The organism is Actinoplanes subtropicus (assembly GCF_000721705.1).
GTDB classification, from domain to species: Bacteria; Actinomycetota; Actinomycetes; order Mycobacteriales; family Micromonosporaceae; genus Actinoplanes; species Actinoplanes subtropicus.
Genome location: NZ_JOJL01000013.1, coordinates 56,713 through 76,291, shown reverse-complemented (window position 1 = coordinate 76,291; position 19,579 = coordinate 56,713). Strand labels below are relative to the sequence as shown.

Below are 19,579 nucleotides of genomic sequence, written 5' to 3'. Positions count from 1 at the left end.
TTGACGAGTCGCAATGGATGAGTAGAGGATGGGTGCCGATCGCGTCGTTCCCGACACCCAGGGAGCCATCGATGAAGATGTCCATCGTCGCGGCCGCCGCGGTGCTGGCCGTGCCGCTGCTCGTCGCCGGCCCGGCCGCCGCGAGCCCCCGGTCGCTCGCCGCCCCGGCGTCCTGCTCGAGCCTCACCGGCGTACGGCTGCCGAACACCACGGTGACCAGCGCCGTCGTCGTCCCGGCCGGCGGCGGGGTCCCGGAGACCTGCCAGGTGGAGGCGACCGTGACGCATCCGCCGGCGGGCGACGTCGAGAACATCTACGTCTGGCTGCCGGTGTCCGGGTGGAACGGCCGGTTCCAGGGCGTCGGCGGCGGGGGATATGTGGGTGGCTTCCCGCAAGCGCTGGCCGCGCCGGTCGCACAGGGATACGCGGCGGCGTCCACCGACACCGGTCACTCCGGCGTGGACGGCTCGTTCGCGCTGGATCCGAGCGGCCGGCTCGACTGGCAGCTCATCCGGGACTTCGCCTACCTCGGCATCCATGACATGACCGTGGTCGGCAAGGCGGTCACCGCCGCCTTCTACGGCCGGCCGGCGGGGCACGCGTACTGGAACGGCTGCTCCACCGGCGGCCGCCAGGGCCTGTCCGAGGCGCAGCGCTACCCGGACGACTACGACGGGATCCTGTCGGCCGCCCCGGCGATCAACTGGTCCACGTTCATCCCGGCCGAGTTCTGGCCGCAGCTGGTGATGCTGCGGACCGGGGACTTCCTGCCGCAGTGCAAGTTCGAGGCGTTCCAGGCGGCGGCGATCGCGGCCTGCGACACGGTCGGCGACGGCGTCCGGGACGGGGTGATCGGCGACCCGGCGCGCTGCCGGTTCGACCCGCGCTCGCTGATCGGCCGGGCCACGCCGTGCGGCGTCATCACCGCCACGGACGCGTCGGCGGTGGCCCGGATCCTCGCCGGGCCGCGCTCGGTGGAGGGCGACTTCCTCTGGTACGGGCTGCGGCCCGGGGCCTCCTTCGCGGGCCTGGCCAACACGACCGCGGCGGGCGGCGCGCCCTTCCCGATCGCGCTGACCCACCTGGGCACCTGGGTGCAGCGGAATCCGTCCTGGGACTGGACGACCACCACGTACGAGCGCTATGACCAGCTGTTCGCCCAGTCGAAGCGGATGTACGACGCGGTGATCGGCACCGCCGACCCCGACCTGCGGCCGTTCCGGAACGCCGGCGGCAAGCTCCTGATCTGGCACGGGCAGGCCGACCAGCTGATCTTCCCGCAGGGCACGATCGACTATTACCGCCGCTTCATGGCGGCCACGCCCGGCACCGCGGACTTCACCCGGCTGTTCCTGGCGCCGGGCGTCGCGCACTGTGCCGGCGGCCCGGGCCCGCAGCCGGCCGACCCGCTCGGCGCGCTCGTCGCCTGGGTCGAGCACGGGCAGGCGCCGCAGGTGCTCACCGGCATCGTCCGGGACGCCACCGGCACGGTCGTGCAGACCCGGCCGATCTGCCGCTATCCCGCGGTGGCCGCCTACCGCGGGCACGGCCCGGTGACCCAGGCGTCGAGCTTCACCTGCCGCCGGTCCTAGGGTCTGTGTCGTAGTGGCAGACGGGCAGCGGCGTGGCCCAGACGACGCCTGGACCTCGCCTCGCTCCGGCCCCCACTACGACACAGACCCTGCGGCCGTCACGACCCGCTCCGCTGCCACTCGGCTCGGGCCGCGGCGGCCCACGGCTCGTGGCTTTGCCGGAACAACTGCGCGGCCCGGGTTCCGCTCCACCGGGCCGGCAGCAGCTCGGCCGGCAGTTCGGGGTCGATCTGCGGGAAACGGCGCCAGGCGTGCACCAGCTGGATCGCCCGGACCAGGGGGTCGGGAGACGGCTCGCCGGCGAACTCGGCGAGGAACTCCGCGTACCGCCGCTCGATCTCGTCGAGGTCCCACGCCTGCCGGACCATGGTGGCGATCGCGCCGGCCTGGTGCTCGGCACGGAAGATCTGCGCGTCGTCGCGCAGGCCGGCCTCGTCGAGGACCCGCTCGGCCTCCGCGGCCCGGTCGAGGTGCGTGCTGATCCACACGCCGGGCGCGGGGCTGCCGAAGCCGGCCCAGGTGAGCCGGGTGCGCAGCATGTGCCGGGCGGCCCGCTCGGTCTCCGGGACGCGGGCCAGCACCAGCAGCAGCCGCCCGTCCCAGCCGGGCTGGACGCCGTGGAAGCCGTAGATGCGCTCGGCGCCGTCGGTGAGCAGCCGCCGCGCGTCCGGGCTCAGCGTCCACACCGTACGGCGGCCCTGTCTTTCCGTTTCGAGCCAGCCGTCGGCGGCAGTCCGCATCAAGGCCTGCCGGGTCGCCTTCTCCTCCACGCCCAAGCGGCCGAGCACGTCGATGAAGGCCGAGGTGAGCGCGGCGCCGCCGGCCGGCAGGACCAGCTCGCCGAGCACGGTCAGCAGCAGGCCCCGGGCGCTCTCCGACCCGCGGGCGTGCCGGCGGGACAGCGTCGGCGCCGCCTCGGCCTCCGCCGTCCGTACCGGCATCGGGTCCCTCCTCGCTCGCTCGGACATCTCGACCATGCTACGGATCATGTCTTGACGGCGGCCGGTCCGGGACGTAACACTCCGGACCTTCGATGTTTACGTAAACATCGGCGAAGGGCAGATCATGCGACTTCTCATCGCCGCCGCTGCGGCGACCCTCGGGCTGGGTCTGATCGGCGTTCCCGCCGCGGCACCGGCCGTTTCCGCCGACACCTCGGCCGCCGCGGGCACGCCGGCCGTCACCATAACCATCGATCCCTCCTACCGGCAGCCGGAGTTCCAGGGCTGGGGCACCAGCCTCGCCTGGATGGCCGAGGCCACCGGCGGCTACCCGGACGCCATCCGGAAGAAGCTCGTCGACATGGTCTTCGGGGCGGACGGGCTCGACCTGAACATCGCCCGCTACAACATCGGCGGCGGCAACGCCCCCACGGTCCGCGACTACCTGCGGCCCGGCGGCGCGGTACCCGGCTACTGGAACGCGCCCGAGTCGCACGGCCCGGCCGACAAGGACTGGTGGAACCCGGACGACCCGGCCGACTGGAACTGGTCGGCCGACGCGAACCAGCGCTGGTGGGTGCAGCAGATCAAGAACCGGGTCACCGGCTGGGAGGCGTTCAGCAACTCGCCGCCGTACTTCCAGACCGTGAGCGGGTACGTCAGTGGCGGGTTCAACGCCTCCGACGACCAGATCCGCGCCGACCGGGTCGACCAGTACGCCGACTACCTCGTCCGGGTCACCGACCACCTGGAGAAGCAGTACGGCATCAAGTTCGCCGGCCTCGAGCCGCTCAACGAGCCGAACACGCCGTACTGGAAGACCACGCTGGGCGCCGACGGGCAGCCGACCGGCGGCCGGCAGGAGGGCGCGCACGCCGGACCGGCGCTGCAGGCCCAGGTCACCCAGGCGGTCCAGCGCCGCCTGGCCACCGCCTCGACCCGGGCGATCGTGTCGTCCCCCGACGAGACCAACCCGAGCACGCTGGTCACCGACTGGTACGGCTACCCGGCCGCCGGGCAGGCCGCGGTCGACCGGATCAACGTGCACACGTACGGCACCAGCCAGCGCACCAGCGTCCGGGACATCGCCAAGGCCGAGCAGAAGCCCCTCTGGATGAGCGAGATCGAGGGCAGCTGGGGGCACGACTACACCAGCATGGACTCCGGCCTCGGCATGGCGCAGCAGATGATCGACGACATCCGCGAGCTGGAGCCGTCCGCCTGGGTGCTGTGGCAGCCGATCGAGGACGCCAAGAACATGGTGGCCGAGGGCAACCTGCAGTGGGGCGAGATCCACGTCCCGTTCGACTGCACCGCCACCGACACCCTGCAGACCTGCCCGATCCAGACCAACACCAAGTACGACACGATCCGCAACTTCACCCACTACATCCGCCCGGGCGACCGGATGGTGCAGGTGAGCGACGCCCACAGCCTCGCGGCGATCGCCAAGAACGGGCACGCGGTCACGGTGGTGCACGCGAACGCGACCAGCGCGCCGCAGGCCGTCACCGTGGACCTGTCGAAGTTCGCGGCGCTCGGCCCGTCCGCCACGGTCACCCCGGTGGTCACCAGCGCGGACGGCAAGCTGGTCACCGGCACGCCGGTCCGGGTCAGCGACCACCGGGCCGCGCTCACCGTGCCGGCGCAGTCGGTCACCACCTTTCTCGTACGCGGCCTGCTCTCCACCGCCGCGGCGGCCCCGCAGTTCCAGTCCGGGCACACGTACCGCCTCGCGGGCGTGCAGAGCGGGCGGTCGCTGGCGGCCGACGCGACCATCCGCACCACCGACGTGGCGAGCGCCGGCCAGCTGTGGACCTTCCGCCGGCTCGCCGGCGGCGACGGCAACCGCGCGCGGTACGAGGTGACCAACGCGGGCACCGGGCAGCGGCTGGCGGTGCGCAACGGCAAGCTCGGACCCGAGCCGGCCGGGGCGGCGGACGAGGCGGCCGAGTGGGTGCTGTCCACCACCGGCGACGGCACGTACACCCTCATCAACGTCGCGGCCCGGCAGCTGATCGACGTGCCCGGCCAGGCGGTCGCCGACGGCACCGCCGTCGGGGTCTACCAGCCGACCTCGGGGCCCAACCAGCGGTGGCGGCTGAGCGATGACACGGTCGCGGGCATCGACACCACGATCGCCTACACGGTGCCGGGGCGGGTGCCGGACCTGCCCGGGACGGTCACCGGGACGACCGCTGGGGGCGAGCGGCGCACGCTGCCGGTGACCTGGCAGCTGCCGCCGGCCGGGCGGTGGCGGACGGCCGGCACGGTGCGCGTCACCGGCACCGCCGTCGACGTCGCGGGGCGCGGGCAGCGGGCGGTCGCCCAGGTCACGGTGGACACGTTCACGTCCACCGAGCCGGGGCGCGCCAAGACCTATCCCGGCGGGACGCCGGCGCTGCCCGCCACGGTGGTCGGCGTGGGGCGGCAAGGGGGCCGCGCGGATCTGCCGGTCGTCTGGGACCCGGCGCCGGTCTTCGACCAGCTCGGGGTGGCTACGCTGACCGGCACCGCCACCGTGGTCGACGGGACGAAACTGCCTGCGACGGTACGGGTGCAGGTGGCGCCGCCGGGCGAGGCCGACGTCGCGACGGATGCGGGGGTGACGGTCGCCGCGTCGTTCACCGAGAGCGGCTACTCGGCGGCCGGGCTGGTCAACGGCGACACCATGGACAAGGCCTGGTCGAACTGGAAGCCGTCCGGGCGCAACGCCTCGGACACGCTCACCGTGACGTTGCCGCAGGCGCATGACGTGTCGCACCTCGTCGTGCACTTCTATCGGGACAGCTCCTCCGGCGGCGGCCTGGCCGCGAGTGTGCAGGCGGGCGTGCCCGGCGAGTCCGGCGGCTGCGTGGCGGCCGGGCCGGTGGTTCCGGTGGGCACGGCGAGTCCCCTGGCCGTCGACGTACCGGTGACGGCGTCCGGCGCCCGGTCGGTGTGTCTGGTCCTCACCGCGGTCCCGAACGGCTATCTGACGGTGGCCGAGTTGCAGGTCTTCGCCAAGGTGCCGGGCGTGTCGTCGGACGCCCGGCTGGACGGCATCCAAGTAGGTGGCGTGCCGATCGCCGGCTTCGACCCGTCCGTCATGACGTACCGGGTCAAGGTGTCGCACCACGGCCCGGTGACGGTGACCGGGACAGCCACCGATCCGTACGCCACGGTGGTGGTAAGGCGGGCCGGCGGTTGCTGGGAGATCACCACGACCAGCGAGGACGGCGCGCACACGATGGTCTACCGAGTGGTAACGCATTGACAGTGCTCGATTGAGTGCCGACCATGGTGCGGAAAGCGTTTACCTGAGCGTTTTTCTGAGCAACCGGGGAGACCGCGCCATGGTCGCACTTCATCGTCTTCTGTCCGTGGCTCTCGCCCTGACGGCGACGGCCTTCGGGTCGACGTCCTTTGGCTCGACGCCCAGCGGGTCGGCGGCCTTCGGGTCGACGCCCAGCGGGTCGGCGGCCTTCGGCTCGGCGGCCCTTGGCTCGGCGCATCGCGGGGGTTTCGCCGCCGCCGTGACGTTCTATGTGGACGCGACGGGCGGCAACGACGCGAACGCCGGCACCAGCTCGGCGGCGCCGTGGAAGTCGCTGGCCAAGGTGAACGCGACCACCTTCCACGCCGGTGACCAGATCCTGCTCAAGGCCGGACAGGTCTGGTCCGGCCAGCTGTGGCCGAAGGGGTCGGGCGCGACCGGCAGCCCGATCGTGCTCGGCGCCTACGGCAGCGGCGCCCGGCCCCGGATCGACGGGGCCAGCCGCGTCACCTCCACCGTGAAGCTGCACAACCAGCAGTACTGGGAGATCCGCGGCCTCGAGATCACCAACATCGCACCGGCCACCGGCACGCCCGGCGCGAACCTGAAGGACCTGCGCGGCATCCACATCGACGGCGACAACGGACAAACCCTCAATCACCTGTACGTGGATGGCGTCTACGTCCATGACGTGAGCGGTCAGGTCAACTGGATCGGCGGGGATACGACCGGCAACGCGCCGGGTGTCACGTTCCAGACCGGCTGGGACCGCTCCAAGAAGACGGGCGGCATCGTCTTCGACACGACGGTGCCGGACATCGCCGCGCCGGGCACCGCACCGACGATCCTCAACGACCTGCTGGTGCAGAACTCCACGATCTCCGACACGTCGTTCGCCGGCATCGTCGTGAAGCAGTACAGCGGCGACGCACCCGGCGCCACGGCGACCGGCTGGGGCAACCGGTCGTCGGCGAGCGACCCGGCGTTCCACCCGCACACCAACGTGGTGATCCGGAACAACTACATCTCGCAGGCCAACACGGCGTACGGCTGCAATGGGGTTTATCTGACCGACGTCCGCGGGGGCGTGGTCACCGGGAACACCATCTACCAGGCCGGGACCTCGGGCATCGAGGCCTATTTCGCCGACAGCGTCACGATCCAGCACAACGAGATCTACCAGACGTCGAAGAAGGCGGGCGGCGCCGACTACAACGGCATCGACCCGGACAAGGCCACCACCAACATGCTCGTGCAGTACAACTTCGTGCACGACAACGGCGACGGCATCCTGCTCTGCCAGTTCTCGTTCGGCAGCGTGACCGTGCGCTACAACGTGCTGAAATCGAACACGCGCTACCCCATCTACCTGCATTCGGACAAGGCGGCGACCGCCGACATCTACAACAACACCGTCTACAACGATGTCAGTGGCTATCTGACGTACGGATACGGCAGCTCGCTGAGCGCGAAGTACACGATCCGGAACAACATCTACTGCTCCACCAAGGCGAACGCCGTCCTGACCACAAGCAGCACGATCACCTACGGCAACAACCTCTACGCCGGCACCCTGACCATCCCGTCGAGCGACACGACCCCAAAAACCGGCGACCCCCACTTCGTCAACGAGAACGTCTCGGGCCCATATGGCACCCCCACCAGCGGCCCGCAGCTGGCCACCGCCCGCGCCTACGCCCTGACCCCAGGCTCAGCGGCAATCAACACCGGCCTGACGATCAGCGCCAACGGCGGCCTCGACTATGCCGGCGCCCCCCTCTACAACGGCGCCCCCGACATCGGCGCCCTCGAATACGAATCCTGACCACCCCACCGCCGCCCGCCCACCCCAGCCACCGCCCACCTACCGGTTGGCCCGCCCCCACAGGCCGTCCCGCGCCCGCCGGTTGGTCCGCGCCCCGCCCGCTGAACCCGTCTTCGCCGGTCGGTCCGTGCCCGATAGCTGGCCCGTGCCCGCGGGCTTGGGTCGTGCCCGCGGGTTGGGTCGTGCCCGCTCGCTGGATCGCGCCCGCGGGCTTGGGTCGTGCCCGCGGGTTGGGTCGCGCCCGCGGGTTGGGTCGTGCCCGCCCGCTGGGCCGTGCCCGCCGGTTGGGTCGCGTCTGCCCGCTGGGTCGCGTCTGTTGGTTGGGCCGTGCCCGCGAGGTTGGGTCGTGCTCGCCCGCTGGGCCGCGTCTGCCGGTTGGGTCGCGTCCGCCCGCTGCGCCGCGTCTGCGAGTTGGGCTGTGTCAGGTGGCTGGATCGCGTCCGGTGCGTGGATCGGGGTTCGGTGGGTGGGGTGGCGTCGGTCAGCTGGCGGCGTAGTGGTGCTCGGCGCCGTCGCGTTTGGTGTAGGTGGTCCAGTAGTGGTCGGCGATGGTGTCGGGGTGGGTTTCCGGGCCGCCGCTGCCGATCCATACCGACAGGGGGATGTGGGCCGCGTAGACGCCGGTGCCGGACAAGGCCTGGTGCAGCTTGAGCACCCAGGCGCGCAGGGCGGCCGAGCCGGTGGCGGTGGCGGCGAACTCGACCGGGCCGGTCAGCGGGTCGACCGAGGAGCCGCCGGTGGTGAACAGCAGGGTGCCGGCGTTGTTCGCGAGCATCTCGGGCAGGACCTGCCGGGCGGCGGTGAGCCCGCCGTACAGGTAGTAGTCCAGCTGGGGCTGGAGTGTCTCGATCGTGGCCTCCAGCGGGCCGGTCATGGTGATGCCGGGCACGGGGGTGTGCGGGGCCGGCGAGTACTCCAGCACGTCGACGGTGCCGAACCGCTCCTTGATCCGGTCGAACGCGGCAACCAGCGCGGGCCGGTCCATGATGTCGGCCGCGAACCCGGCGGCGTCGACGCCGTCCGCCCGCAACTGACCGGCGAGCTCGTCGAGCTTCTCCTGGGTCCGGGAGACGAGGGCAACGGAGAAGCCGTTCCGGCCGAACACTCTGGCAATGGACAGGCCGAGCCCGGGGCCGGCCCCGACGATGGCGATCGTGGGCATGAAGGATCCTTTTTCGGGGGGAGGGGAGGGGCTCAGAAAGCGATGACGAGCTTGCCCTGGGCATGCCCGGACTGGCTGTGGGCGTGCGCCTCGGCGGCCTGGTCGAGGCCGTACGTGGCGGCGACCCGCGGGGTGTAGCGCCCGGCCGCACCGAGCGCGGCCGCCTGGGCCAGGGCCTCGGCGGGCGCCTCGGCAGCGGCCGTGAGGCGGGCACCGTGCTCCGGCGCGGTGTAGTCGGCGATGCTCACCACCGCGGCCGCCCCGGGCGCGATCTTGATGAGGTCGGGCAGCGATCCGGAGCCGGCCGTGTCGAGGACCGCGTCCACGCCCGCCGGGGCCAGTGCGGCGACCCGGTCGGCCAGCCCCGGGCCGTAGGTGGTCGGGGCGGCCGACGGATCGCCGTACTCGTGAAAGGTGACCGCCTTCATGGGTCTGTCTCCCGTTCAGAAGTGGAGCCGTGCCTTCACTTTCACGCTAGCACGGAAGTGGTGGGTTTCCTCCACTTGTGCGATCGTGAGGGTGTGACCATGCGAACTCCTTCCGACCGGCCCCTGCGTACCGACGCCGCGCGGAACCGGGCGGCGATCGTCGCCGCGGCCCAGCGGGCGTTCGCCGAGCACGGCCTCCGGGTGCCGTTCGACGAGATCGCCCGGCGTGCCGAGGTCGGCGAGGCGACCGTGCACCGCCGCTTCCCGGACCGGGAGTCGCTGATCGCCGCCGCGTTCGGCGACAAGATGCGCGCCTACGCCGACGCGGCCGCCGAGGCCCTGGCCGCGCCCGACGCGTGGCAGGGCTTTTGCGGGTACGTGCGCCGGGTGTGCGCCATGCAGTCCGGCGACCGCGGCTTCGCCGACCTGCTCACGATCACCTTCGCCGCGGCCAACCCGGCCGTCGAGGACCTCGAGCACCAGCGCAACACCGGTTACCGCGACTGGCTCAAGATCGTCCGTAGGGCGAAGGCGGCCGGGCGGCTGCGCCCCGACTTCCACCCGGACGACCTGGTCGTGCTGCTGATGGCCAACGCCGGCGTGATCGCGGCGACCGCCGGGGAGGCGCCCGACGCCTGGCGGCGCCACGTGGAATACCTGCTGCAGGCCTTCGCGGCGGACCACACCGAGACGCTGCCGGCGCCGCCGCCGCGCGAGACGCTCGTCCGGGCGCTGCAGCGCACCCAGCGCCCGTAGGCAGTCATGACGATTTAACGCCCCGGAACGTCGTCTTAACGCCGCCGAACCGCCCCTGGAACACCCGGACTCCAACCTCAGGTCCATTACCTGTCGGACGACAGATAAGACCCGCCGGAGGTGGAGTCATGAGCGCAACGGACATCGACCCTGGTCACATCGGCTACAAACAAGAACTGCGCCGGGGCGTCGGGACGTTCGCGTCCTTCGCCGCGGGCTTCTCCTTCGTCTCGATCCTGACCACGGTGTTCCAGCTCTTCGGGCTGGGCTTCCTGCTGGGCGGGGCCTCGTTCTTCTGGTCCTGGCCGGTGGTGTTCGCCGGGCAGCTGTGCGTCGCGCTGTGCTTCTCCGAGCTGGCCGGCCGCTGGCCGGTGTCCGGCGCGATCTTCCAGTGGTCGAGCCGGCTGGCCGGAGTGAGCTGGGGCTTCTTCACCGGCTGGATCATGGTGATCGGCCAGATCCTCACCGTCGCCGTGGCGGCGATCGCGATGCAGGCGGTGCTCCCGGCGATCTGGTCGGGCTTCCAGATGGTCGGTGGCTCCGCCGCCGACCCGTCCATCCTCTCCGCGACCGGGGCGCAGAACGCGATCATCCTGGGCGTGCTCCTGCTGGCCGTCACGACGCTGGTGAACGTGCTGGGCATCCGGCAGATGGCGGCGGCCACCAGCGTCGGCGTCGCGGTCGAGATCGTCGGCGTGGTCGTGCTGGTCGGAGTGCTGTTCGCGCTCTCCGAGCGGGGTCCGTCGGTGGTACTGCACCACACCGGCTGGACCGGCACCGGCTCGTACTTCTTCGCCTGGCTGGCCTCGGGACTGATGGCCGCGTACGTCATGGTCGGTTTTGATTCGGCCGGCGAGCTGGCGGAGGAGACCCACGCGCCGCGCAAGACCACCCCCAAGACGATCATCCGGGCGCTGACCACCTCGGGCCTGGGCGGCGGCCTGCTGATCCTGGCCGCGCTGATGGCCGCCCCCAGCCTCACCGACGGCAACCTCTCCACCCTCGGCCTGTCCTGGGTGCTCACCGAGCGGCTCGGCGGCGTGCTGGGCCGGCTGCTGCTCTGCTGCGTCGCCGTGGCGGTCTTCGCCTGCACGCTGGCCTGCCAGACCTCCGGCGCGCGGATGATGTACTCGATGTCGCGCGAGGGCGCCTTCCCGTTCGCCAGGGCGCTGGGCAAGGTCTCGCCGCGCACCGGGACACCCATCCTCACCTCGATCGTGGTCGGCGCCGGCGCGGTGATCGCGCTGCTCGTGAACATCAACTCCACGACGATCTTCACCGCGCTCTCCAGCATCTGCATCGCGATGCTCTACATCGGCTACCTCGGGGTCACGCTCCCGCTGCTGGTGGTGCGGATCCGGCACCGGAACACCGACCACTTCCCGGCCGGGGTGGACGAGGACGGCAAGCCGCTGTTCTCGATGGGCCGGTGGGGGCTCGCCGTCAACGTCGTGGCGGTGATCTACCAGGTGATCATGGTGGTCAACCTGATGTGGCCGCGGACCGAGATCTACGACCTCTCGCCGCACGGGAACTGGGTGCTGCAGTACAGCGCCGTGCTGCTGGTCGCGGCGGTCGTGGCCATCGGCGCCGGCTACTTCGGTTACAAGCGGCTGCACCAGAACATCGAGCTGGTCCACATCCCGCACACCCATGTGCCGGCCGAAGCATGAGTGCCCGCGAAGAGCACCGCACCGACAGCGTCCTCCACGCACGGGACGACGCCCGGGCCCAGACCGGGCGGAGCAGCGAGTGGATGCCCTATCTTCCCGCGTCGAGCAGCCCGTTCACGCCCGGCGGGGTCGACCCGGCCGCGCTCACCTGGGCCGAGACGGTGGCGCCCGGCGGGTACACCCACAAGGTGCTCGCCCGGGGCACCCGGCTGCGCCTGGACGATCCGGCCGGACAGGCGTGCGCGCACCTGCTCGTCTACAACGCGCTCGAGCCGGTGGAGCGGCTGAACGTGGCCGACACGCTGAAGATCCCGTGGCAGGCGTACCTGAAAACCGGGACGCCGCTGCTCTCCGGCGACGGGCGGGTGCTGGCCAGCCTGGTCGAGGACTCCTCCGGGCAGCATGACGCGTTCTGCGGCACCACCACCGAGGCCTGGAACGAGAGCAAGTACGGCGACGCCCGCCCGGAGGGTCCCTCGCCCGCCGGGCGCAGCCTGTTCGTCAAGGCGGCCGCCAAGCACGGCCTCACCCGGCGCGACCTGCCGCCCAGCGTCAGCTTCTTCCAGGGTGTACGGGTCGGGCTCGACGGCGCCCTGGACTGGCTCGGCTCGGCCGGCCCCGGAACGCACGTGACGCTGGTGGCCGAGTTGCCGCTGCTGGTGCTGCTGGCCAACGTCGCTCACCCGCTGGATCCGCGGCCCGAGTACACGGTCGGACCGCTGCGGGTGCATGCCTGGCGCGGCGACGCCACCGGACCGGCCGACCGGCGGTTCGACGCCACCCCGGAGTTGAACCGTGCCTATCTCAACACCATCGACTACGCGGAGGCGCGCGGGCTATGAGAGACGAGTGGGTGGAGCCCCGGGCGTCCTGGTCGGGCGTCGTCGAAGCCGGCGACGTGCTCACCATCGTCGACGTCGGCGGCAACCAGTCGGCGGACTGCCTGATCTACAACGCGCACGACCCGGACGAGCGCTACAGCGTGCCCGACACCCTCGCCTGGCAGGGCAACGCGTACGTCCGCACCGGCACCGTGCTGCGCAGCAACGAGGGACGGCCGCTGATGACCGTCGTCGCGAACGAGATCGACCGGCAGGACACCATCGGCGGGGCGTGCGGCAAGGAGTCCAACACCCTGCGCTACGGCCACCACGTGATGTTCCACCACGGCTGCCGCGAGAACTTTCTCAGCGAGGGGGCCAAACACGGCCTGGGCGTACGGGATCTGGTCTCGAACCTGAATTGGTTCATGAACGTCCCGGTCGAGCCCGATGGCGCGCTCGGGATCGTGGACGGGATGTCGGGGCCGGGCAAGCGGGTGGCGGTCCGGGCCGAGATGGACGTGCTGGTGGTCGTCTCCAACTGCCCGCAGATGAACAACCCGTGCAACGACTTCAACCCCACGCCGCTGCGCATGATCGTGGTGCGGCCATGACGACCGTGCTGATCGCGAACCGGGGCGAGATCGCCCGGCGGATCATTCGTACGGCGAAAATGCGCGGGTTGCGGACGGTCGCGGTCTTCTCCGACGCCGACCGGGCCGCGCCGCACGTGCGCGAGGCCGACACCGCGGTCCGGCTCGGCCCGGCGCCGGCCCGGGAGTCGTACCTGCGTCGCGACCTCATCCTCGCCGCCGCGCTGAGCAGCGGCGCCGAGATCGTCCACCCCGGCTACGGGTTCCTCTCGGAGAGCGCCGAGTTCGCCCGCGAGGTGGAGGCGGCCGGCATCCGGTTCGCCGGCCCGACGCCCGGGCAGATCGTCGCGTTCGGCGCCAAGCACACCGCCCGGGCGCTGGCCGAGCGGGCCGGCGTTCCGCTGCTGGCCGGCACCGGGCTGCTCGCCTCCGCCGGCGAGGCGGTGGCCGCGGCGGAGGCGATCGGCCTGCCGGTGATGTTGAAGGCGACCGGCGGCGGGGGCGGCATCGGCATGCAGGCCTGCGTCTCCGCCGGCGAGGTACGCGCGGCCTTCGAGCGGGTCGAGGCGCTGGCCCGCGCCAACTTCGACTCGGCCGGGGTCTTCCTCGAACGGCTGGTCCGGCCCGCCCGCCACGTCGAGGTGCAGGTCTTCGGCGACGGGGCGGGACGGATCGCGGTGCTCGGCGACCGGGACTGCTCGCTGCAGCGGCGCAACCAGAAGGTCCTCGAGGAGGCGCCCGCGCCCGGCCTGCCCGGGCCGGTCCGGGAGCGGCTGCATGCCAGCGCCCGGGCGCTCCTCGCCACGGTGAACTACCGGGGTGCCGGCACGGTCGAGTTCGTCTACGACCCGGTCCGGGAGGAGGCCGCCTTCCTGGAGGTCAACACCCGCCTGCAGGTCGAGCACCCGGTCACCGAGGAGGTCTTCGGGGTCGACCTGGTGGCGCTGCAACTGGAGCTGGCCGGCACCGGGTCGGTGGATCCCGCGGTGTTCGAGCGGGACTGGCGCCCGTCCGGGTTCGCGGTCGAGGCGCGGGTCTACGCCGAGGACCCGGCGAAGGACTCCCTGCCCTCCTCCGGCCTGGTCACCCGGGCGGAGTTCCCGGCGGGCGTACGGGTGGACAGCTACGTCGAGACGGGCCTCGAGGTCTCGCCGTTCTACGACCCGATGCTCGCCAAGATCATCGCGGTCGGGGACACCCGCGACCAGGCGCTCGATCGGCTCGGCGCGGCCCTGGACGCGACCCGGATCGACGGCATCGTCACCAACCTGGGGCTGTTGCGCTCGCTCACCGACGAGCCCGCGCTGCGCGCCGCCACCCACTCCACCACGACGCTGCGGACCACCACCGACCCGCGGCCCCGGATCGACGTTCTCGTGCCCGGGCCGATGACCACCGTGCAGGAGCTGCCCGGACGGCTCGGTTACTGGCACGTCGGGGTGCCGCCCAGCGGGCCATTCGACGCCGTCTCGTTCGCCGAGGCCAACCTCGCCGCCGGCAACCCGGCCACGACGCCGGCGCTGGAGGTCACCGCGGGCGGCCTGTCGGTCCGGTTCTCCGCGCCGTCGGTGGTCGCGGTGACGGGCGCGCCGGTGCCGCTGACGCTGGACGGCGAACCGGTGGACCTGTGGACCGCGATCGAGGTGCCGGCCGGGGGAGTGCTCACCCTCGGCGCGCCGACCGGGCCCGGGCTGCGCACGTACGTCGCGGTCGGCGGCGGCCTGGCCGTGCCGTCCTATCTGGGCAGCGCGGCCACCTTCACGCTCGGCGGGTTCGGCGGCCACGGCGGCCGGGCGCTGCTCGCCGGCGACGTGCTGCGGCCCCGCTCTTCCACCGCGTTCACCAAACGGCGCACGCCCGAGGACCGCCGCCCCCACCTGACCGACACCTGGCAGATCGGGGTCACCGAGGGGCCGCACGCCGCGCCCGAGTTCTTCACCCGGGCCGACATCGAGACGCTCTACGCCACCGACTACCAGGTGCACCACAACTCCGCCCGGACCGGCATCCGGCTGATCGGCCCGAAGCCGGCCTGGGCCCGCCCCGACGGCGGCGAGGCGGGCCTGCACCCCTCCAACATCCACGACACGCCGTACGCGGTCGGCGCCCTGGACTTCACCGGCGACACGCCGATCATCCTGGGCCCGGACGGCCCGTCCCTGGGCGGCTTCGTCTGCCCGGCCGTGGTCGCCAGCGGGGAGCTGTGGAAGCTCGGCCAGCTCCGCCCCGGCGACACCGTCCGGTTCGTACCGGTCCGGGAGGCCGACGCGGCCGCCCTGATCGACCGGCGCCATGCCCCGACGGTCGTCACCCGCGGCGGCGACGGCGACGACGGCATCCTCGGCCGCCTGGAAGAGGACGCGGACCGCCCGGCGGTCACCTACCGGCGCGACGGCGACGACAACGTGCTGGTCGAGTACGGGCCGATGGAGCTCGACCTGGCGCTGCGCATGCGGGTGCACGCGCTGCAGGAGACCCTCGCCCGGCACCGGCCCGCCGGGATCCTCGACGTCACGCCCGGCATCCGGTCGCTGCAGGTCCACACCGACGCGAGCGTCCTGAAGGCGCGCGATGTCGCCGTCCTGCTGCGCGAGCTGGAGGCCGAGGTGCCGCCCACGCACGAGCTGGCCGTACCCTCGCGCACCGTCCGGCTGCCGCTCAGCTGGGACGATCCGGCCACCCGGCTGGCCATCGAGCGCTACATGGCGGGCGTACGCGACGACGCGCCCTGGTGCCCGTGGAACATCGAGTTCATCCGCCGGATCAACGGCCTGGACACGCCCGACGACGTCTACCGCACGGTGTTCGACGCCAGCTACCTCGTGCTCGGGCTCGGCGACGTCTACCTGGGCGCGCCGGTCGCCACCCCGCTGGACCCGAGGCACCGGCTGGTCACCACGAAATACAACCCGGCCCGTACGTGGACGGCCGAGAACTCGGTGGGCATCGGCGGGGCGTACCTGTGCATCTACGGCATGGAGGGCCCCGGCGGCTACCAGTTCGTCGGCCGTACGGTGCAGATCTGGAATCGCTTCCGCCACCGCGACCAGCCCTGGGCGCTGCGGTTCTTCGACCGGATCGAGTGGTACCCGGTGACGGCCGAGGAACTGCTCGAGCTCCGCGCCGAGAGCGACGCCGGCCGGTTCGCCCTGGACACCGCCGACGGGTCGTTCTCGCTGGCGGAGTACAACGAGTTCCTGGCCGCGAACGCCGAGTCGATCGCCGGGTTCCGGGCCCGGCAGTCGGCCGCGTTCGAGGCGGAGAAACAGCGCTGGCGGGCCGCCGGCGAGTTCGACCGGCGGGACACCGAGCCGCCGGCGCCGGCCTCGGAGGTGGCGCTGCCGGCCGGGGCCACGGCGGTCACCGCGCCGTTCACCGCCACGGTCTGGCAGTTGTCCGCCGCGCCCGGCGATCTGCTGGCCGCCGACGATCCCGTGCTGTCCCTGGAGGCGATGAAGATGGAGGCGAAGGTGACCACACCGGTGCCGGGCACCCTGGTCGAGTTGTACGTGAAGGCCGGCGAGCAGGTCGCGCCGGGCCAGATCCTGGCGGCGGTGCGCCCGTGACCGTCGTGGCCCGGGTCGCCGCCGCCTTCGACCGGATCGAGGCGGCCGGCCGGCCGGAGATCTGGATCTCGCTCCGCGACCGGGCCGCGACGCTCGCCGAGGCGTCCGCGGTGGACCCGTCGTTGCCGCTGGCCGGCCTGGTGTTCGCGGTCAAGGACAACATCGACGTGTACGGGCTGCCCACCACCGCCGGTGCCCCGTCCTACGCCTACCGGCCCGGCGCCGACGCCACCGCGGTGGCCCGGCTGCGCGCGGCGGGCGCGGTGGTGATCGGCAAGACGAACCTCGACCAGTTCGCCACCGGCCTGGTCGGCACCCGCAGCCCGTACGGCGCCGTCCGCAACGCCTGGGATCCGGCGCGCATCTCCGGCGGTTCGTCGTCGGGGTCGGCGGTGGCGGTCGCCCTCGGCCTCGTCGACTTCGCCCTGGGCACCGACACGGCCGGGTCCGGCCGGGTGCCGGCGGCGCTGAACGGGATCATCGGGGTGAAGCCGACCCGGGGCCTCGTCCCGGTCACCGGGGTGGTGCCCGCCTGCTACTCGCTCGACTGCGTGACCGTCTTCGCCCGCGAGCTGTCCCTCGCCCGTACGGTCGCCGAATTGATGGAAGGGGTCGACCCGGCCGATCCGCTCTCCCGTCCCTCTTCACCTTCGGTGGCGGCCCCGGCCCGGCCCCGGCTCGCCGTTCCCGCGGACGAGCACCTGGCGGATCTCGCGCCCGGGTGGCGGGAGGCGTTCGATGCGGCCGTACGCCGGTTCGCGGCGACCGGCGCCGAGATCGTCGAGGTCGACGTCGCACCCCTGCTGGAGGCGGCGGCGCTGCTGTACGGCGGGGCGTTCGTGGCCGAGCGGTATGCCGCCGCCGGGCCACACCTGGAGAAACACGCCGACCTGATCGGTTCCGACCTGGACCCGACCGTCGCCGGCATCATCCTCGGCGGCAAGGAGAAGACCGCCGCCGACTGGGCCACCGACACCGCCCGGCTCGCCGCGCTCAACGCCGCCGGCCGGGCGGCGCTGGACGGCTGCGACGCGCTGCTCACCCCCACCACCACGTGGCACCCCACGCTGGCCGAGGTGGCCGCCGACCCGGTCGGGGCCAACGCGCGGATGGGCCGCTTCACGAACTTCGCGAACCTGCTGGACTACGCCTCGCTGGCGGTGCCGGCCGGGTTCGCCGGCGGGCTGCCGTTCGGGGTGATGCTGACCGGGGCCGCCTTCACCGACCGCGCGCTGGCCGAGCTGGCCCGCCGGTTCGCCAACCCGGGCGTCGACCTGTTCGTGGTCGGCGCCCACCTGACCGGCCAGCCGCTGAACGTCCAGCTGGTGGCGGCCGGCGGCACGCTCGTCGCGGTCACGGCCACCGCCCCGGGCTACGCGTTGCACGTGCTCGACACCGATCCGCGCAAGCCGGGGCTGGTCCGGGTCGGTGCCGGCGGGCGCAGCATCGAGGGCGAACTGTGGCGGCTGCCGGCGGACGGCTTCGGGGCCTTCGTCGCCGCCGTCCCGGCGCCGATGGCCATCGGCCGGGTGACGCTCGCCGACGGCACCTCGGTCAGCGGCTTCCTGGTCGAACCGGCGGCGCTGGCGAACGCGCCGGACATCAGCCACCTCGGCGGATGGCGCGCCTACCTCGCCGGGACCGCCGGGGCGGCCGGGGCTTCAGGGGCTTCCGTGCGAAGATGACCGATATGGCGCAGCAGGCTCGACCCGGGCGGCCGCGGCATGCACCCGCCTCGGGCGCGGCCGGCGCCACCCCGCGCCAGCAGATCCTGGACGCGGCCGCGGCGCTGTTCGCCGAGCGTGGCTTCGCCGCGACCACCACCCGCCTGATCGCCGAGCGGGTCGGCATCCGGCAGGCGTCGCTCTACTACCACTTCGCCGGCAAGGACGAGCTGCTCATCGAGCTGCTGACCACCTCGGTCCGGCCCAGCCTGGAGGCCGTCCGGCGGATCGAGGGCCTCGTCCCGGGCGGCGCCAGCCCCGCGGCGGCGCTGTATCTGCTCGCGCTGGCCGACGTGGAGACCCTCAGCCGCACGCCGCACAACATCGGCACGCTGTACCTGTTGCCCGAGGTGCAGCACGAGCGATACGACTCGTTCCGCGCCGAGCGGCAGGAGCTGCAGGATGCGTACGGCCGGCTGGCCGCCCGGGTGGCCGGCCCCGAGGTGCTGGCCGGCGCCGGCGCGCGGCGCCTCGGTGAGTTGCTCATCCAGGTCACCGAGGTGGTGATCCAGATCCGTCGGGCCCGGGAGCCGGACAGCGCCGACGCGCAGGCGATCGCCGCCTCCTGCCTGCGGTTGTGCGGCTGCCCGCAGGCCACGATCGACCAGGCCCGCGCCGAGGCCGGCGAACTGATGCCCGCGGCGGTCAATCGTCCTGAACGGAGCGGATGACGCGGGCCGGGTTGCCCACCGCGACCACGCCGGCCGGGACGTCCCGGGTGACGACCGCGCCGGCACCGATCACCGAGTCGGCGCCGATGGTCACGCCGGGGCAGACCACCGCCAGGCCGCCGATCCACACGTTGTCGCCGATCGTGATCGGCAGGGCCGCCTCCCACTTGGCGCGCCGCGGCTCCGGGTCGATCGGATGCGTCGGGGTCAGCAGCTGGACGTTCGGGCCCAGCAGCACGTCGTCGCCGATCCGGATCTCCGCCACGTCCAGCGCGGTCAGCCCGAAGTTGACGAACACGCGGTCGCCGATGTGCAGGTGACTGCCGTAGTCGACGTAAAGCGGCGGCCGGATCTCCACGTCGGCACCGATCGAGCCGAGCAACCGCCCCAGCAGGCTCCGCCGGTGCCCGGGGTCGCCCGGGTCGCTGTCGTTGAACGCCTTGCTCAGCACCATCGCCGCGCGCATCTCGGCTTCCAGCTCCGGGTCGGCGCCCCGATAGAGATCGCCGGCCAGCATGCGCTCCCGCATGGATCGCAGGTCACCGTCGGCGGGCTCTACAGACCTCATGCG

The 19,579-nt window shown here is 72.5% G+C and carries 14 protein-coding genes; 10 read left to right on the top strand and 4 right to left on the bottom strand.

Features of this window, described 5'->3' with window-relative positions:
- Positions 1 to 71: 71 nt before the first annotated feature.
- Positions 72 to 1,592, top strand: coding sequence for a tannase/feruloyl esterase family alpha/beta hydrolase (locus tag IH26_RS0119135; protein ID WP_030437581.1), 1,521 nt, complete (start codon positions 72 to 74; stop codon positions 1,590 to 1,592).
- A 98-nt stretch (positions 1,593 to 1,690) separates the two neighbouring features.
- Here IH26_RS0119135 and IH26_RS0119130 read toward each other — a convergent pair whose 3' ends face one another.
- On the bottom strand, positions 1,691 to 2,533 hold the full coding sequence (locus tag IH26_RS0119130) for a PaaX family transcriptional regulator (RefSeq protein WP_030437580.1): 843 nt from the start codon (positions 2,531 to 2,533) through the stop codon (positions 1,691 to 1,693).
- Between the two features lie 124 nt (positions 2,534 to 2,657).
- On the opposite strand from IH26_RS0119130, the gene IH26_RS0119125 reads away from it, so the two are divergent.
- Together IH26_RS0119125 and IH26_RS0119120 are read left to right on the top strand one after the other, a co-directional pair.
- Entirely contained in the window at positions 2,658 to 5,789 is a 3,132-nt protein-coding gene (locus IH26_RS0119125; RefSeq protein WP_030437579.1) for an RICIN domain-containing protein, read from the top strand.
- A 106-nt stretch (positions 5,790 to 5,895) separates the two neighbouring features.
- Complete coding sequence (locus IH26_RS0119120; protein WP_211268689.1) at positions 5,896 to 7,614, top strand: right-handed parallel beta-helix repeat-containing protein; 1,719 nt, start codon at positions 5,896 to 5,898, stop codon at positions 7,612 to 7,614.
- A 481-nt stretch (positions 7,615 to 8,095) separates the two neighbouring features.
- On the opposite strand, the gene IH26_RS0119115 is transcribed toward IH26_RS0119120, so the two are convergent.
- Both IH26_RS0119115 and IH26_RS0119110 read right to left on the bottom strand, forming a co-directional pair.
- Positions 8,096 to 8,776 carry an SDR family NAD(P)-dependent oxidoreductase gene (locus tag IH26_RS0119115; RefSeq protein ID WP_030437577.1) on the bottom strand — a complete coding sequence of 227 codons (681 nt, stop codon included), beginning with the start codon at positions 8,774 to 8,776 and terminating at the stop codon, positions 8,096 to 8,098.
- Between the two features lie 32 nt (positions 8,777 to 8,808).
- A complete protein-coding gene (locus tag IH26_RS0119110; RefSeq protein WP_084598918.1) occupies positions 8,809 to 9,204 on the bottom strand; it encodes a zinc-binding dehydrogenase in 396 nt (131 codons plus the stop codon).
- A gap of 99 nt (positions 9,205 to 9,303) precedes the next feature.
- Between IH26_RS0119110 and IH26_RS0119105 the strand changes: the two genes are divergently transcribed.
- The 7 genes from IH26_RS0119105 to IH26_RS0119075 all read left to right on the top strand — a co-directional run bounded on the left by IH26_RS0119105 (position 9,304) and on the right by IH26_RS0119075 (position 19,008).
- Entirely contained in the window at positions 9,304 to 9,960 is a 657-nt protein-coding gene (locus IH26_RS0119105; protein WP_030437575.1) for a TetR/AcrR family transcriptional regulator, read from the top strand.
- A 128-nt stretch (positions 9,961 to 10,088) separates the two neighbouring features.
- A complete protein-coding gene (locus tag IH26_RS0119100) occupies positions 10,089 to 11,633 on the top strand; it encodes an APC family permease (RefSeq protein ID WP_051808281.1) in 1,545 nt (514 codons plus the stop codon).
- Positions 11,630 to 12,475 (top strand): urea amidolyase associated protein UAAP1, encoded by an 846-nt coding sequence (locus IH26_RS0119095; protein WP_030437573.1) that lies wholly within the window; start codon positions 11,630 to 11,632, stop codon positions 12,473 to 12,475. Before IH26_RS0119100 ends, IH26_RS0119095 begins: the two co-directional genes overlap by 4 nt.
- The gene (locus tag IH26_RS0119090) at positions 12,472 to 13,068 is read left to right on the top strand and encodes an urea amidolyase associated protein UAAP2 (RefSeq protein ID WP_034215646.1); all 597 of its coding nucleotides are present in this window, start codon (positions 12,472 to 12,474) and stop codon (positions 13,066 to 13,068) included. The genes IH26_RS0119095 and IH26_RS0119090 overlap by 4 nt, the downstream gene beginning before the upstream one ends.
- The gene (gene uca / locus IH26_RS0119085) at positions 13,065 to 16,613 is read left to right on the top strand and encodes an urea carboxylase (RefSeq protein WP_030437571.1); all 3,549 of its coding nucleotides are present in this window, start codon (positions 13,065 to 13,067) and stop codon (positions 16,611 to 16,613) included. The genes IH26_RS0119090 and uca overlap by 4 nt, the downstream gene beginning before the upstream one ends.
- The gene (gene atzF / locus IH26_RS0119080) at positions 16,610 to 18,298 is read left to right on the top strand and encodes an allophanate hydrolase (protein WP_030437570.1); all 1,689 of its coding nucleotides are present in this window, start codon (positions 16,610 to 16,612) and stop codon (positions 18,296 to 18,298) included. The genes uca and atzF overlap by 4 nt, the downstream gene beginning before the upstream one ends.
- Positions 18,295 to 19,008 carry a TetR/AcrR family transcriptional regulator gene (locus IH26_RS0119075; RefSeq protein WP_030437569.1) on the top strand — a complete coding sequence of 238 codons (714 nt, stop codon included), beginning with the start codon at positions 18,295 to 18,297 and terminating at the stop codon, positions 19,006 to 19,008. The genes atzF and IH26_RS0119075 overlap by 4 nt, the downstream gene beginning before the upstream one ends.
- Here IH26_RS0119075 and IH26_RS0119070 read toward each other — a convergent pair.
- Positions 18,983 to 19,576 carry a sugar O-acetyltransferase gene (locus tag IH26_RS0119070; RefSeq protein ID WP_034215713.1) on the bottom strand — a complete coding sequence of 198 codons (594 nt, stop codon included), beginning with the start codon at positions 19,574 to 19,576 and terminating at the stop codon, positions 18,983 to 18,985. The genes IH26_RS0119075 and IH26_RS0119070 overlap by 26 nt on opposite strands.
- Positions 19,577 to 19,579: the final 3 nt, after the last annotated feature.